14 protein-coding genes and 1 pseudogene are annotated in these 16,516 nt (G+C 42.8%); 13 read left to right on the forward strand and 2 right to left on the reverse strand.

Annotated elements, in window-relative coordinates; all coding sequences use genetic code 11:
- Window positions 1–103: 103 nt before the first annotated feature.
- A pseudogene (locus HII16_RS04800) lies at window positions 104–364 on the forward strand (endonuclease III); the annotation flags it as partial.
- Window positions 365–487: 123 nt separating this feature from the next.
- On the opposite strand, the gene HII16_RS04805 reads toward HII16_RS04800, so the two are convergent.
- The gene (locus HII16_RS04805) at window positions 488–2,464 is read right to left on the reverse strand and encodes a TonB-dependent receptor (RefSeq protein ID WP_169127940.1); all 1,977 of its coding nucleotides are present in this window, start codon (window positions 2,462–2,464) and stop codon (window positions 488–490) included.
- Between the two features lie 86 nt (window positions 2,465–2,550).
- Window positions 2,551–2,910, reverse strand: coding sequence for a hypothetical protein (locus HII16_RS04810; RefSeq protein WP_169127942.1), 360 nt, complete (start codon window positions 2,908–2,910; stop codon window positions 2,551–2,553).
- A 123-nt stretch (window positions 2,911–3,033) separates the two neighbouring features.
- On the opposite strand from HII16_RS04810, the gene HII16_RS04815 reads away from it, so the two are divergent.
- The 12 genes from HII16_RS04815 (at window position 3,034) to HII16_RS16745 (ending at window position 16,447) form a co-directional block, all read left to right on the forward strand.
- The gene (locus HII16_RS04815; protein ID WP_169127944.1) at window positions 3,034–3,477 is read left to right on the forward strand and encodes a LytTR family DNA-binding domain-containing protein; all 444 of its coding nucleotides are present in this window, start codon (window positions 3,034–3,036) and stop codon (window positions 3,475–3,477) included.
- 259 nt (window positions 3,478–3,736) lie between these two features.
- The gene (gloA, locus tag HII16_RS04820; RefSeq protein WP_135439982.1) at window positions 3,737–4,126 is read left to right on the forward strand and encodes a lactoylglutathione lyase; all 390 of its coding nucleotides are present in this window, start codon (window positions 3,737–3,739) and stop codon (window positions 4,124–4,126) included.
- 78 nt (window positions 4,127–4,204) lie between these two features.
- Window positions 4,205–4,741, forward strand: a complete 537-nt coding sequence (locus tag HII16_RS04825; RefSeq protein WP_169127946.1) for a YaeQ family protein — start codon at window positions 4,205–4,207, stop codon at window positions 4,739–4,741.
- Window positions 4,742–4,755: 14 nt separating this feature from the next.
- Complete coding sequence (locus tag HII16_RS04830; RefSeq protein WP_169127948.1) at window positions 4,756–6,102, forward strand: M28 family peptidase; 1,347 nt, start codon at window positions 4,756–4,758, stop codon at window positions 6,100–6,102.
- Between the two features lie 272 nt (window positions 6,103–6,374).
- Window positions 6,375–8,225, forward strand: coding sequence for a DUF885 domain-containing protein (locus tag HII16_RS04835; protein ID WP_169127950.1), 1,851 nt, complete (start codon window positions 6,375–6,377; stop codon window positions 8,223–8,225).
- Between the two features lie 178 nt (window positions 8,226–8,403).
- The gene (locus tag HII16_RS16865) at window positions 8,404–10,866 is read left to right on the forward strand and encodes an ATP-binding protein (RefSeq protein WP_169127952.1); all 2,463 of its coding nucleotides are present in this window, start codon (window positions 8,404–8,406) and stop codon (window positions 10,864–10,866) included.
- Between the two features lie 191 nt (window positions 10,867–11,057).
- Window positions 11,058–11,432: an Rcs stress response system protein RcsF gene (gene rcsF, locus HII16_RS04845; protein ID WP_169127954.1), complete on the forward strand. Its 375-nt coding sequence runs from the start codon at window positions 11,058–11,060 to the stop codon at window positions 11,430–11,432.
- Window positions 11,384–12,142 carry a tRNA (N6-threonylcarbamoyladenosine(37)-N6)-methyltransferase TrmO gene (gene tsaA / locus HII16_RS04850; RefSeq protein WP_248289492.1) on the forward strand — a complete coding sequence of 253 codons (759 nt, stop codon included), beginning with the start codon at window positions 11,384–11,386 and terminating at the stop codon, window positions 12,140–12,142. Before rcsF ends, tsaA begins: the two co-directional genes overlap by 49 nt.
- Window positions 12,143–12,392: 250 nt before the next feature.
- A complete protein-coding gene (locus HII16_RS04855; protein WP_211183394.1) occupies window positions 12,393–13,376 on the forward strand; it encodes a rhodanese-related sulfurtransferase in 984 nt (327 codons plus the stop codon).
- 299 nt (window positions 13,377–13,675) lie between these two features.
- Window positions 13,676–13,879 (forward strand): hypothetical protein, encoded by a 204-nt coding sequence (locus HII16_RS04860; RefSeq protein ID WP_169127958.1) that lies wholly within the window; start codon window positions 13,676–13,678, stop codon window positions 13,877–13,879.
- A gap of 130 nt (window positions 13,880–14,009) precedes the next feature.
- Window positions 14,010–15,725: a proline--tRNA ligase gene (locus tag HII16_RS04865; RefSeq protein WP_169127960.1), complete on the forward strand. Its 1,716-nt coding sequence runs from the start codon at window positions 14,010–14,012 to the stop codon at window positions 15,723–15,725.
- A gap of 398 nt (window positions 15,726–16,123) precedes the next feature.
- Entirely contained in the window at window positions 16,124–16,447 is a 324-nt protein-coding gene (locus tag HII16_RS16745; protein WP_211183395.1) for a hypothetical protein, read from the forward strand.
- Window positions 16,448–16,516: the final 69 nt, after the last annotated feature.

The raw sequence follows: 16,516 nt of genomic DNA on the forward strand, positions 1-16,516 counted from the left end.
ATACACCATACAATATTGCGGAGGTTTTATAGGTGAGCAGTAACTTCCGCTACTGGCACAAAGAAGCCTTGGACGATTAAACATATATCTACCTTTCTTATGTTTTGGCTGGCCAACAATCGCGGTAGACACTCACATCGACCGCGTATCAAACCGTACTAAGTTCGCTATGGGCAAGAACGTGGTTGAAGTGGAAAACAAGCTTCTTAAAGTGGTGCCTAAAGAGTTTAAAGTCGACGTTCATCACTGGCTTATTTTACATGGCCGTTATGTTTGTACCGCTCGTAAACCTAAATGTGGCGCTTGTATCATTGAAGACCTGTGTGAGTTAAAGAAAAGACCGAGTAAAGTTAATGTCATTTAGTGGCGCATAGCCTCTTTAATTTGGCCTCGTGTAGCCCTATAAGAACCCAATCAATTTGTCAAAAATATATGAGGAGGTACTGAGTATGCCTCCTCAATATTTGTGTTTTACATTCAATAACCCTTAGTGACCAAACTGAACACGAATGCCTGCATTGACCGTAAAGCCGTCATTACGAGACCAAATATCTGTCGTCCAGCGACCACTAGGCGCTTGCTGTGGCAGCAGTAATGACTCTTCTTTCGTTTGGCGCACGTTAAGAAGATTTTCAGCGTTTAAAAAGTAACTCACGCCATCAAAGGTGATTTGCCCAAGCAAGCCTAAGTGCCAGTATGCGTCACTCTTGTCACGATATGGGTTATTCTCAAGATGTTGTGTACCCGTGTAGTATGCTTCAAAGCCGACCAAATGACTGCCATGTTGTTCCCACATAATCACCGCACCTGCAGAGTGCTCAGGAGTAAGAGTAAGTGGTGCACGACCAAAGCCGGAGTCACTTTGTTTTGTGGCGTCGGTATATAAATAACTTCCCGTCAACTTTAGATCTCGCCAACGGTAGCGAACCAATAATTCAGTGCCTCGAATTTCACTTTGTCCAGGCGCATTGACAATGCGCACACGTTTATCTGATGTCATGTCAAAAGGGTTAATTACTTCAAGTTCAGTGACATTATCAATGTCAGATGCAAACAAAGTCACACTCGTTTCAACACTGTCAAAGGCATAACTAATATCAATAGAGGCGGTAGTAGCCTGTTCTTCTTCAACGTCCTCAAATGGTGCTAAGCGAGATAATCCGGCATCTTCAATGTCTTCAATAAACGGTGTAGGTGCGTAGAAACCTTTGCCATAAGAGCCTCTAATACTCCAGCTTTCGGGGTTATACAACATAGAAATGCGCGGGCTAAATTGGCGGCTATATTCACTGTGCCAATCAACGCGGCCACTCAATGAAAGGGAAATGTCATTACTGGCTTCATAGTCGACTTGAGAGAACACCCCAGGCACTTGATAAGTGTAGTTAAACTCTGAAAAATCTTGCGAATCAAAGTGGTCTGATTGATAAGCCACCCCAACAAGCCAGGCGATTTGGTCAGTATAACCGGACATACTCGATTCTAATAAAAAGCTTTCATGAGTATCATTTTCTTTTACGAAACCATAAACATGATCATGCTCCTGTCGCATTGCTGAGCCGCGGACATTCAGATTGAGTGTATCACCCATTGGTTGTTCGAAGATAAAACCGCTATCAAGCCTGAGCGAATCTTGGCTTTGTTTAAATGGATTACCATCAGGCACGGTTGCCCCATCTTCAGTACCACCTTCACGCTCTTCTTGCATGGCGCCAAATGTTAGATATAGATTGGCATCGCTATCGCTTTGCCAATATAACCGTGGACGAAGCGTTGCGCGCTGATATTCTGCCATATCGAGCCAGCCGTCATTGTCTAAGTCTTGTTGTTCTTGGTTGTGCACACCAGCGGTTAGTGATGCACGCGTGGTTTCGTTGATAGGTGAGGCAACATAGGTGGTGATATCTTGACCATGTTTGGATGTTGCATTAAATAACACTTCCCCTTCAAGTTCATCTGATGGGGTACGGGAGATTAAATTAATCACACCGCCAAGTGCAGAGCCACCGTACAGTGACGAAGCAGCCCCTTTGATGATTTCAACATTAGCGAGATCCGTAGGCGGAATTTGCAATAAACCAATAGATGCCGTTTGACCACCATACAGTGGTAAACCATCACTGAGTAACTGGGTATAACGACCATACAGGCTTTGTAACCTAATATTGGCGCTGCCCAGTGCTGGAGAGGTCGTTTGCACGCGTACGCCCCCCGTTTCGGCTACCAGCATTGAAATGTTGCCCGGTCTCATTAACGCTTTTTCTTGAATTTCTTCGCTATTGATAATTTCAGTACGTGTTGCCGATTCATTCACTATTCGGCCAAGGCGTGATGCAGTGACCTGAATCTTTTCGATGTTGTTTTCATCGTGTTCGTGGTGATCATGGTGGTCGTTTTCACTGGCATAAGACAGTGACGGTGCTAACAGCACAGCAAGTGCTATTTTTGAATATTGAGTAAGCATTTTTACCTCAAATAATGCCTATCACTGTGCAATGTTCACAGTTTATAAAGCAATGTTGTTGTTTCTAGGGGACGAGTGTAAGTAATCTAGGAGGTAAAAATGGGAGGCCGATAAAGGGTTTTCGCGATAAAGTTTGTTGCTTTGCTATCAATTGGCAATAAAGACTCACTTATCACCAATAACGCAGACATCATAAAATGACTACCTAAAAAAACAACAGAAACGCACGCATTTGAAGGGCAAACGCATTCACTTTCACAACACTCAATGTCACAACATTCATCGATGCTGTCTGATACTATAGTATTGGCATTATCACTAACATAGGTGTGCTGCTGTATTGTGGTGCCGTCATACGGCGACATAAAATGATAAGCCATCGTTTGCCCTACAAAGGCAACCAGAATCGTTATCATGAACAGCAATTTTGAAAATGGTTTAAACATATATAATTCTTATAAAAATCACAGCTATTGTAAGTGGTTTTAGGTTATAAATAAAGTGGAAGAAGGATAAACTCTGTGCGTAAAATAATTAATACTCTATAAACTTATTATGCGTTTCTGAACATGCTATTTATTCTTCATGCGCGAAAGCTTAGCCAAGAACAAAAAGACAAAGAAGCAGAGCAAGCGTTAGTGGCAAAACTGCAATTTAAACTCGAACAAAACCAGCAAAAAACAAAGCCAAGTAGCATTAAAATTAACAGCGCGGGGAAAATCGAAATCATCACCAGCGATCAAATTGTGTTTTGCAAAGCGGCGGGCGATTACGTTGAAATGCCCCTTAAAAACCATCAACAACGTTTATTTACGGGTAGTTTAAAAGAGTTGGAGTCGACACTTCCGAATACGTTTTTACGGGTTCATCGTTCCTATTTAGTGAATGTTGAGTTCATTCAAAATTTGACGACAACAAGCTTAAAACAAGCCAAAACATCGGCCGCAGGCTTCTTGCAATTGCACGATGCAATGGAAGTCCCAGTTAGCCGCCGAATTATGCCAACGGTGTGAAATTTCATAAAACAAAACTGCCCCTATAAAACTGTTCGTATAATTTAAGTCATCTATATGCCGTTTATGAATGCGTAAATATGTTGATCTCGTCGAACAAAAGCTGCTAAAAGTAGTATTCAAAGATTTTAAACTTGATGTACACTACTGGCGTTTATTGCAGGGGCGCTATAATTGTGTAGCAAGCCCTCAAATGCGGGCGCCTGCATCATAAAAGATTTATGCAAATTCAAAGAAAAACCAGCGATTAGGATTTATTATGCGTATTCTACATACAATGCTTAGAGTCGGTGATTTAGACCGTTCTATTAGTTTCTACCAAGATGTTTTAGGCATGCGTCTATTGCGCCAATCAGAGAACGAGCAATATCGTTATACCTTGGCCTTTTTAGGTTACGATGATATCGCCCACTCGACGGTGTTGGAGTTAACGTATAACTGGGGTGTCGATAGTTACGATATGGGTGAGGCGTTTGGTCATATCGCCATTGAAGTAGACGACGTTTATACCGCTTGTGATAAGATTAAATCGTTAGGCGGTATCATCTCTCGTGAACCTGGCCCGGTAAAAGGCGGCACCACCGAAATCGCATTTGTAAAAGACCCAGATGGTTATGCCATTGAGTTAATTCAGGCAAAAGAACACTAAGGACAAGCAGTCCAATCAGATAAGACCGGGCTAAGCCCGGTCTTTTTTATCCTATAGCAGCGAATAATCAGGCTAATCATGGCATTAAAAGCAACCGTAAACAAAGCGCACATACAAGTTAGCGACATGGATCGTCATTACTACGAGACTCTATCGATGACGGTCGCTCAGCACCCTTCTGAAACCGATAAGCGCATGATGGTTCGCCTACTCGCGTACGTATTAAATGCCAATGAGGATTTAACCTTTACCAAAGGCTTAAGCGAAGACTCAGAACCCGAGATTTGGCAAAAAGACTATAGCGAGCAAATCTTGTTATGGATTGATCTTGGTGAGGTGGATGAAAAACGCATCAAAAAAGCCTGCAGCAGTGCCCAGCAGGTAAAAATATATACCTACCGCTCAAGCACCGATATCTGGTGGCAAAAAATCGAAAACAAATTGCATGGCTATGACAATTTGCAAGTGATCGCATTTGATCCTGACCAATGCGAACAAATGGCAAGTTACGTCGCTCGTTCTATGGATTTGACATGCACCATAGATACTGGTCAAATTTGGCTAAGTAATGCAGAAAATAGCATGCAAGTCACCACCACGTTTTTAAAGCAATAACGATCAGAGGACTCATGAAGAGCACAAGTTCGGTAAAAACCAGCACAGTATTCGCCGTATTATCGGCAACATTATTCAGTTTTTGTTCACCGCTTTTCGCGGCAACGATTAACACCAGTCAAGTTGACAAAGATTTGCGTTTTCTCGCATCCGATGAGATGCAAGGACGTGCCATTGGCAGTGCGCAAATTAATGATGTTGAAAATTATATCGTCGATCAATTTAAAGACGCTGGATTGAAACCTCTGGCGCAATTAAAGGGCTACAAACAAGCCATTAACCTTTATGTGTATACACCACAGCAAGTTGAGCTAAGCATCAATGGTCATGCCATTGATGCCACGGATATCGCTTTTAGCGCCGGCCATAATTTCAGCTTGAATAAAGAAAATAGCCAAGTTGTTCATGTGGCTGCAGCTGATGATTTGCGTGCAGCGATGGCGAGCGTTAATCAACAAGGTGGCAACACCTTAGTGGTGATTGATGAAGCGCATCGTACGCAATTTGTGCAATACCAACAATACTTAACGCGTGGCAGTAAATCATTAACCGAGAAAGCTGAGCAAGCGTTGGTTATGGTGATTGCCAATGTCGATTCACTAGAAAATTATGCTGCCAAAGGCAGTGTCGAAAAAAGCCAAGTTGCACTAGCCAATGTGGTTGGCGTACTTGAAGCCAATAACGACAGCGATGAGTATGTTATCTATTCTGCGCATCACGATCACGTTGGTACAACCCAAGCCTTAGATGAAGCTCAAGACGTTATTTATAACGGTGCAAACGATGACGCTAGCGGCGTTAGCGCGGTGCTTAACCTTGCGCGTTATTATGCAGCCCAGCAAAAGTCAGGTCAGCTTGAACTAAAACGCAACATCATGTTTGTGAGTTTTACCGCCGAAGAATCTGGCCTGCTTGGCTCTAAAGCGTTCGTTAATGATGTTAACACCGACCAAATTGTTGCCATGATCAATATCGAAATGATCGGTAAAGCGTCTGAATTTGGCTCAGGTAAGGTATGGATGACCGGCTTTGATCGCTCTGATCTGGGTGAGTTATTAAACAAAGCCAACGGTGAACAAACGATTTATGCTGACCCGTACCCGGCTTATCAGCTGTTTTATCGTTCTGACAATGCGTCTTTGGCTAAAGCTGGTGTGCCTGCACACAGCTTTTCCAGCACACAAATCAATAAAGACTTGGATTATCACAAAGTAACAGATGAAGTTGATACATTAGACATCGAGCAAATGACGCTAATTATTAACACCTTAGCAAATGCCAGCATGCCATTACTCACAGGTGAAGTGACGCCAAAACGCATTAATAAAGAAAGCGCAGGCGCCGCAGGTGCATTCTTTTAAAGGGTGCAGTAACCTTAACAACCCCACCTCATTTAAAGCTCGGCAATCGTCGGGCTTTTTTGTCTTTTAAAAATAAAAAAAGATGCTAAAACACCTGCTTAGCCTATTATTTGATCATCTTTATTTCGCCAAACGATGACCAGCAATAACCTCAATTCACCGTATAAATCAGGTAATTGGTCGAGTCTTAAGATCAAATAGTTACAGATTTGTTGAAAATCATAACTTTTTAAGGCACCCTTTGGCACCAAATCTAAGCAAAAGGTCAAATTATGCGAACAACAAAATCTTTATTGGCTCTTGCCCTATCTAGCGCCCTACTAACGGCTTGTAATAATACAGCACCACAAACATCACAAGTAGAAACTGCGCCGGTAGTCGAAGCTGAGCAAAAGGCTCAAACGGAATCTGAGCGTCTTAATGCGTTCTTCGAAAAAGTATTTATGGACGGCGTTATGCGTTCACCACAAACGCAAACCTATTTAGGTATTCGCCAAGATTACGATAAGTGGGATGACTTCACCGAAGAAAGTGCTGCAGAAGATTTACAGTTCAGCAAAGATAGTTTGGCCGCACTCGATCAGTTTGATTACGACAAACTCGATGCACAAACAAAAATCAGCTACCAGTTGTTCAAGCAATCACTAGAGCAACAAATCGCTGGATTCAAATGGCGTCATCACAACTACCCTGTGAATCAAATGTTTGGTACTCACTCAAACATCCCGTCATTCATGATCAATCAACACATAGTTAGCAACGCTAAAGAAGCAGCCGATTATGTTGCTCGTTTGAACGGCGTTCAAACTGTTATGGAGCAATTGGTTGAACAGCTTAAAATTCGTGAGCAAAAAGGCATTATTGCCCCTGATTTCGTTTTCCCTCACGTGATTCGTGACTCACAAAACCTGATCACTGGCGCACCATTTACCGAAGGTGATGACTCAACCTTATTAGCCGACTTTAAAGGCAAAGTCGACAAATTAGACATCTCTGACGAAAGTAAAAAAGACCTAATCGCCAATGCCGAAAAAGCATTGCTTGAAAGCGTTCAGCCAGGTTATCAACACCTTATCGATTACCTAATCGCGCTTGAGCCAAAATCAACTCATGATGCTGGTGCATGGAAATTCCCTGAAGGTGCTGACTATTACAACCAAGCGTTGAAAAAAACCACGACAACCAACTTAACCGCAGATGAAATTCACAAAATCGGTTTAAGTGAAGTAGCTCGCATTCATAACGAAATGCGTGAGATTAAGGACAAAGTTGGTTTTAAAGGTGATTTACAAGCCTTTATGCAGTTTATGCGTACCGACAAACAGTTCTACTACCCAAATACTGAAGAAGGTAAGCAACGCTACCTTGACGAAGCAACCTTCTGGATTGATGACATGAAAGCCCGCTTAGACGAGCTATTCCTTGTTAAGCCAAAAGCGGATTTGATCGTAAAACGTGTTGAAGCGTTCCGTGAGCAATCAGCAGGTAAAGCATTCTACAACCGCCCTGCGCCAGACGGTTCACGTCCAGGTATTTATTACGCGAACTTGTACGATATGGAAGCAATGCCAACCTATCAATTAGAAGCATTAGCCTATCATGAAGGTATTCCAGGTCACCACATGCAATTGGCGATCTCTCAAGAGCTTGAAGGTATTCCTACTTTCCGTAAATTTGGTAGCTACACAGCTTACTCTGAAGGTTGGGGTCTATATTCTGAGCTAGTACCAAAAGAAATTGGCTTGTACGAAAACCCATACGCAGACTTTGGTCGTTTGGCGATGGAACTATGGCGTGCATGTCGTTTGGTTGTTGATACAGGTATGCACACTAAGAAGTGGACCCGTGAACAAAGTCTTGCTTACTACGTTGATAACACGCCAAATGCCAAATCAGACGCCGTTAAAATGGTAGAGCGCCATGCGGTAATGCCTTCACAAGCAACAGCCTACAAAGTCGGTATGCTTGAAATCTTACGTATGCGTGATATGGCGAAGACTGAATTAGGTGACAAGTTTGACATCCGTGAATTCCACGACGTTTACCTTAAAAACGGTCCATTACCATTGGATATCATGAACACCATGATGGAAAACTACATCAAAGAGAAAAAAGGCGCCTAATCACGCTGCTTTGAGATAAACATAAAAGACCCGGTTATGATACCGGGTCTTTTTTTACATAATTTTTACTTCAAATTCGCTAAGCATATAAATTAACGATATTTTTTGTCATTTTTTCGCCAAATTAAAGTGTCAGTGTTACAATCAAATAAGTCGTAATCCCCTTTATGAGACAGCTGTGACCATCAATAGCTACTTTACTCGATTCTTCCTTGTCCTGTTGGTTCTGATCACCGCCAACATCGCTGTTTTTTATTATTATCAGTCAACCGCAAATCAACTCAACGCCTTAGAAAACGATCGTGTTGCCATTATGGAACTGGCCGCCATTGTTCGTGACTCATCGAATAAGCAAACTCGTACGTCACGCACCTACGTGGTGACCGGTGATGAAAACTACCATCAGTACTTCTTAGAAATCATCGAAATGCGACGCGGTGACCGCATGCGCCCTGCTCACTATTTCAGTATCTATTGGGATAAACATCACACCGAACGCGAAGAAAACATAAAACGTACCGAACCTCTTGCCGGAATAATAGAGAAATTATTGGCGCCAGAAGAACAATTAGTTTTGCTGCGTGATGCGGTAAAAATGGGCGATGAGTTAGCCGATGTAGAGCAAGCAGCCGTAAATCTATACCACCAAGATAATGTTAAAAACAAAGACATAGCCATGCAGCTTTTATATGGCGAAGACTATCTAAAAAAGAAAAGTGAATTCATGGCACAAATCGACAGTTTTCAACAAGAATACGACCGATGGCATTACCAAATCACGTCAAGTCTTGAACAACAAATAAAGAACGGTCGCTTGGTTAAACTTTCCCTGCAAGCGTTGTTCATTGTCAGTTTGCTGTGGATTCGCTACTACATCATTAAGCATATCTCGGGTCCATTAGGCACCATTACCGATCTCGCTCGCAACATCGGCATAGGTAATTTTAGCCATCGCCCTAAGCATTCAGGTAAAGCCGCCGACATTCATATGTTGCTAAAAGCGATGAATCAAATGCAAGATGAAATTAAACAAACCTTGGTTAAGTACGAACAACAAGCGTTGATTGCCGACAAGGCCAAGCAGCAAGCTGAAGCAGCAAATCGCACCCGTGGTGAGTTTTTGGCCAATATGAGTCATGAGATCCGCACGCCAATGAATGGCATTATCGGCTTATCTCAACTGCTGCAAAGCCAAAAACTGGCAAACGAAGACAAGGCCTATGTTGATAAAATATTGATCTCGGCGAAACAACTGCTAGATATTCTTAACGACATTCTCGATTTCTCTAAAATAGACAGCGATCGTATGACCATAGACAAGGTCGAGTTTGAATTAAACAGCCTGTTTGATCGCCTTGCCAACGTGTTGGCGATTAGCGCTGAGGATAAAAATCTCGAACTGCGTTTTGACATAGCGCCCAATGTCGCACGCAGTTTTTACGGCGACCCGGTAAGAATCGGGCAAATCTTAATGAACCTGACCTCAAACGCCATCAAATTCACCAGTGAGGGTAAGGTCATGGTGTGTTTAGAGCAAGACAATGACAACCTGTATTTTAAGGTCAAAGATACAGGCATCGGTTTAACACCTGAGCATAAAGAACGCATTTTTAAACCGTTCTCACAAGCTGACAACTCGATAACCCGAAAGTTTGGTGGTACCGGCTTAGGATTAACGATATGCCAAAAGTTAGCCAGTTTGATGCGCGGCACCATAGACGTTGAATCAGACTATGGACACGGCAGTTGTTTTACACTCACCGTGCCAATGAAACGTGAGGTTGAACAAAAAACGCAACAATTGCAGCAAAACCTTTTGATGGCGTTCACCGAAGACAGCCACCATATTGAACTACTAACACAACATTGTGCGCACCATAAAATAACACTTACCTTTATTAACGACTTGAGTGCCAATGCTAAGCTAAGTGCGGCCCCTAATACAAAGACGGACACAAACACAAACACTGTCACAGGCACAGACTTAACGGCCGATTTAATCAGCGACAACAAAACCTGTTTATTGATTGATATATGCTATCTCCAAGACGATAAAATTGCCGCCTTGGAGCACCAGGTGCAAAGCCTGTATCAGCAACATACGTTTAAGATGATCATCATCTCTCGTCTTGGTCAAACCGAACAACGTAATCGTTTTGCATTTTGTGATAACCGTCACCATGTGCATTGGCCGATGACCTTTCAAGGGGTCTTAGACGCCATGGCTAACTCCGGCGATGAGAGCACCGACAACCATAAACTTGGCTTGTTTAGTGGTATCAAAGTGTTGCTCGCCGAAGACTTTCCGCTTAATCAAATTGTCGCCAAGGGGTTATTAGAAAAACTCGGTGTTACCGTAGATGTGGTCGAAGATGGTGAGCAAGCGGTATCAGCTATCAACGCCAACCATTATCATTTGGTTCTCATGGATGTGCATATGCCGAAAATGGATGGCCACCAAGCAACGCAAACCATTAGAGAAAATACACAGTTTGATGATTTGCCAATCATCGCCCTTACCGCCGACGCACAAAAAGAACACATCGAGCAATGTACCTTATCGGGCATGAATGACTTTGTTTCAAAACCATTTATGTTGGCGGATATGGAAAAAATACTGCATAAGCATATTCACAAATAAAAATGCCAGTAGCCGAAATTACTGGCATACTGGCTTTGTAAGGGGGTATGAAGTTGAAGTTAACAGAAACCAGCGAGTGAACATCAATTAAAGTTAACATCACCCAAGATACGCCTCTTATGTGACACATATATGACACTTATATGACACTTTCATGTACGATTTATGACCAATTAAAGATAACGACAATAATGAAAACAATAATTTCCCTTAGTCTAACCAGTATATTCAGCCTGATGATTGCAGGTTGTAGTTTTGGACCGCATGTACAAACCAACATAGATAAAGAAAACTTTGACGAATATTTTGCCGCGACCAATGTGCAAATGTTTACTGAAGAGACATTACCTGACACAGCAAATTACTTAGGTTTGGTCGAAGGCAACAGTTGCAAAGCCAAAGCAAACGATAAGCCAGCCAATGACATTGACGCACGCACTTTGGCGAGAGAGCAAGCGGCACACATTGGCGCACAAGCGGTTGTGTTCACCTCTTGCGTTTATGTTGAAGACCCACAATGTATCGAAATGAAAGTCTGCTATGGCAAAGCGTACGAGTTAAAATAACCATGCAAGACAGTTTTAATATGGCGCCAGTTGCCGTTATTCACTCGCCTTACAAAGAAAAGTTTGCCATTCCACGCCAGCCCAATTTAGTTAGCGCCGCCCATGGTAAAATTGAACTATTACTCGACTGTAACCAAAGCGAGCTTATTCGCGATTTAGAGCAACACAGCCATCTATGGTTGTTGTTTGTATTTCACGGCACCATCGAACGTGGCTGGAAGCCATTGGTTAAAGCCCCTCGCCTTGGCGGTAACAAGAAAACCGGTGTGTTCGCGACACGCTCGACTCACAGACCCAATCCAATTGGCATGTCGGTGGTCAAGCTCGAAGGCATCAGCCGTATCAATGACAACCTAGCCATTGATATCAGTGGTTTGGATTTGCTCGACGGTACACCTATCATCGATATAAAACCCTACATTCCTTACAGTGATGTCGTAGTTGACGCCAGCTCTCAGATGGCGCCCGATGCACAATCGTCATCATTAACCATTAACTTTAGTGACAGCGCATTGCAACAACTCGCGCCATTGACGACACAATACCCGCAATTACAAACCTTTATAGAACAAGTATTAAGCCAAGATCCACGCCCTGCGTATCGTAAGAAAAGTAATGATACGCAAGAGTATGGAATGAGCCTGTACGATTTAAATATCCGCTGGCAAATTCAAGGTAATGACTGCATGGTATTAAGCATTAGCCAATAACTTCGGCTATGGTCTTACCATTGGCCTTTATACACGCCCATAATAACCCCATTAATATTGTGGATGAATTTTCACTGTTGGCTCCGTATAATGGCGCCGCTGTCAGACTGGGTGCTATGTTGTACATCGCTCTGCAGCATGTTAATACACTATAATCTTACAGTGTTGATGTTACGTTGCAGGGGAAACCCGCAAATTGATGTCAACAATAATTGCTTCGGATTTACGTTCCGACTCGCGAGGAAATATTATGAGCAAGTACGTTGTTTGTGCTTTGTACAAATTCGTCACCCTGGAAAACTACCAGGAAATCAAACCACAGCTTTTACAAGCCATGCTAGATAACCAAGTCGTTGGTACTTTGTTATTAGCGCAAGAAGGTATCAATGGCACTGTCGCTGGTTCAAGAGCTGGTATCGATGCCCTACTTTCTTTTCTAAATAACGAGTTAGGCCTTGAGCCAATTTCTTTCAAAGAATCCTTCACCGATAAAGCGCCATTCAAACGCACTAAGGTAAAGCTTAAAAAAGAAATCGTTACCATGGGCGTACAAGGTATCGACCCAAAACAAGTTGTTGGCACCTATGTAAAACCTGATCAATGGAATGAGCTAATCAGTGACCCTGAAGTGTTGCTTATTGATACCCGTAACGATTATGAAATTGAGATCGGTACCTTTAAAGGTGCAATCAACCCAAATACCGATTCGTTCCGTGAATTCCCACAATACGTTGAAGACAATCTTGACCCACAAAAACACAAGAAAGTTGCCATGTATTGTACCGGCGGTATCCGCTGCGAAAAATCTACCGCGTACCTTAAAGAGCAAGGCTTCGATGAGGTGTATCACCTAGAAGGTGGTATTTTGCAGTACCTTGAAGACGTAGATAAAGAAGAGACTATGTGGCAAGGCGATTGCTTTGTTTTTGATGATCGCGTTGCGGTAAATCATGATTTAGAGCGCAGCGCCTATGATCAATGTCATGCATGCCGTTTGCCTATCACCGAACAAGACATGCAGCGCGAAGAATACGTTAAAGGCGTAAGCTGTCACCATTGTTTCGATAAAACCAGTGAACAGCAACGTGCGCGTTATGCCGAACGTCAACGACAAATGGCACTTGCCAGTGAACGTGGTGAACAACACATAGGCGGTGCAATGCAGCAACAAATAGAGCAACGTCGCCAACAAAAAAAGCAACAATTAGAACAGCTTAAAAATAAGCAAAAATAATGTTGTCACCGTTTAACGTCGGTTAATCACGTTACCCATTAATATCAAAACGCTTTTTAGTCTCTAAAAAGCGTTTTTTTGCTTAAGGCATTGCCACGCGGGCGTTTGCGAGACATCTCTTGCATCTTGTCTAAGCGCCGAAAATTTGAAATAACGGCTATTTCGCTGTATGATAGTGCAAATTTTAACCAGCAAGCATTAATGCAGTTAACACGATATCAACGTTATATCTGCGCAATTAATGCTTGTTATTAAGTTTTTATCACAAGTTTGTCACTAAAGCATATCGAGGCATCAAGATGGCTGATGACAGTTCAGACAAAGAGTCGGACAACAATTCTCATAAAATAGAATTGGATGTCGGTCGCGACCATCTGTATTTCCCCTACGGTGACGTTCCATGCCCAACAGCGTCAACACCAAGTGATCGATGGTGGTTTCATAATCGCCGCCGCCACAAGCACGTCCAAATAAAACGCAGCATTCAACGTCGACGCCGTTAAATGCGTTCAACACCGATTTATCCGCTATTTTTTAACAATTGTAGACGTTTAAGCATTTGCCTAATTATCGGGTGCTGTTAGAATACCCCTAATTTTCCAAGTAACTCTAAACATACGGAATTGCATCTCAATGCGTACTAGCCAATATTTACTTTCAACACTTAAAGAAACCCCAGCCAGTGCTGAGGTTATCAGTCACCAATATATGTTGCGAGCAGGTTTGATCCGACCTGTCGCCTCTGGCATGTATACTTGGTTACCCACCGGCCTGAAGGTGTTGAAGAAAGTAGAAAATATCGTACGTGAAGAAATGAATCGTGCCGGTGCGATTGAAACCTTAATGCCGATGGTTTTGCCAGCCGATTTATGGCAAGAATCTGGTCGTTGGGATGATTATGGTCCAGAGCTTTTACGCCTTAAAGACCGACACAATCGTGACTTTGTGTTGGGACCAACCCATGAAGAAGTGATCACTAAGTTGATTGCTAATGAAATGAGCTCATATAAACAACTACCGATTAACTTATATCAAATTCAACACAAATTCCGTGACGAAGTTCGCCCACGTTTTGGGATCATGCGTGGCCGTGAGTTTTTGATGAAAGATGCGTACTCATTTCACTTATCGCAAGAGTGTTTACAAAATACCTATGATGCGATGCACGCAGCCTACTGTCGTATCTTCGATCGACTTGGTTTAGATTATCGCCCAGTAATTGCCGATACAGGTTCTATTGGTGGTGACGCATCTCATGAATTTCATGTATTGGCAGACTCTGGTGAAGATGACATCGCCTTTAGCACCGCAAGTGACTATGCCGCGAACATTGAAAAAGCCGAGGCTCTAGCGCCACAAGGCGAACGCCTTGCTGCGACTCAATCATTAGAGAAAGCTGCCACAGCAAACGTGCACTCAATTGACGATGTCACGAGCTTCTTTAACACCACGGCCGATAAAGTTGCTAAAACCTTATTGGTGCTTGGTGAAGCGGAAGACGGTGAACAAGCGCCCGTTATTGCGTTAGTGTTACGTGGCGATCATGAACTTAATGAAATCAAAGCCGAAAAAATTGCCGGTGTTGCCAGCCCATTAACCTTTGCTAACGATCAACAAATCAACGCAGCCGCTGGTTGTGATGCAGGCTCTATTGGCCCGGTTGGCTTAACATGTCAAATAATCGTCGATCGCAGTGCCGCGCACTTAGCTGACTTTGTTTGTGGTGCTAACGAAACCGGATTCCACTATACCGGTGCAAACTTTGATCGTGACATTACCGACTACCAAGTTGCTGACATTCGCAATGTTGTAGCCGGTGACGCGAGTCCATGTGGTCAAGGTACATTAGAAATTAAACGCGGTATCGAAGTTGGTCACATCTTCCAACTTGGTGATAAATACGCCAAAGCAATGAACGCCGCCGTACTGAACGAATCAGGCAAAAACCAAACCATGACCATGGGTTGTTACGGTGTTGGTGTGTCTCGTATCGTGGCAGCTGCCATTGAGCAAAACCACGATGAAAACGGTATCATTTGGCCTGACGCGATTGCGCCTTACAAAGTCGCGATTATTCCAATGAACATGCACAAGTCGGCACGCGTACAACAAACAGCAGAAAAGCTTTATGCTGAACTTACCGAAGCAGGTGTTGAGGTTTTGTTTGATGACCGTAAAGAACGTCCAGGTGTTATGTTTAAAGACATGGAGCTGATAGGTATTCCACACAGCATCATCATTGGCGAGCGCAACCTAGATGCCGAAGAAGTCGAATACAAGAGCCGTATCAGTGGTGAAAAATCAATGCTTAAAATCAGCGAAGCAAGCGATTTTATCATCAACAAGTAAACGCGTAATCTTTCAAAAAAGGGGTCTGTGCTAGCACAGGCCCCTTTTTTTAACCCTATTCGCTCATTATTTTCTCGGTACTGGTCATCTAATGGGGCTATCGAAAATGGTTAATGCTCTAATGAATAAACAAATTAAAAAATAATCAAAAGCAGAATTTACTGAGCCGGCTCAGTAAATCCCCTAAAAACCAAAAAACAAACAATAACCAACTGATAGTTAAAAGATTTAACAAAAATGTGCTAAAGGAATTTACTGAGCCGGCATAGTAATTCTCTATAGCACAAAAAAATTAGCCTTAGACCTCTTCCTAAGCCTATGAATTTATGTGATATTAATGGCATAAATTTAAATAAAATGTAGCGGACATTACTGAGCTGGCTACATAATATACTGTTATGAATATGAGTAAACGACCCAACTTCATATATATGGCCGGAATGATCCCTGTTCTCTTCGTGGTGGGCCTTCTGATATTCCTTACGTTCGATAACCTGCTCTCTAGTAGGGCTGTGTATGGAGACAAGTTTGGTAATGCATATGAGGTTGATGGGCTTGCTGCAATTTTAGTGAACCTGGGCATATTTGGACTTATTGCTTGGCTGGGCTCTTACTTGGCATTTCTTGTAAAGCGCAGCCCAAAGCTCATGCAGGTTCATCGAGCTCTCGGGATCGTTAGCGGTATTTTTATATTGGTTGGGCTGGTCTATGGGCTTTCATAACAAGCGGCAGCAAGCGGAAAAAATTTCCGCTCGTTCCTCGTTTCAATTTTCCCGCTGTGCCGGGCGTTA

This window comes from Thalassotalea sp. Y01 (assembly GCF_012932945.1).
Lineage (GTDB): Bacteria > Pseudomonadota > Gammaproteobacteria > Enterobacterales > Alteromonadaceae > Thalassotalea_A.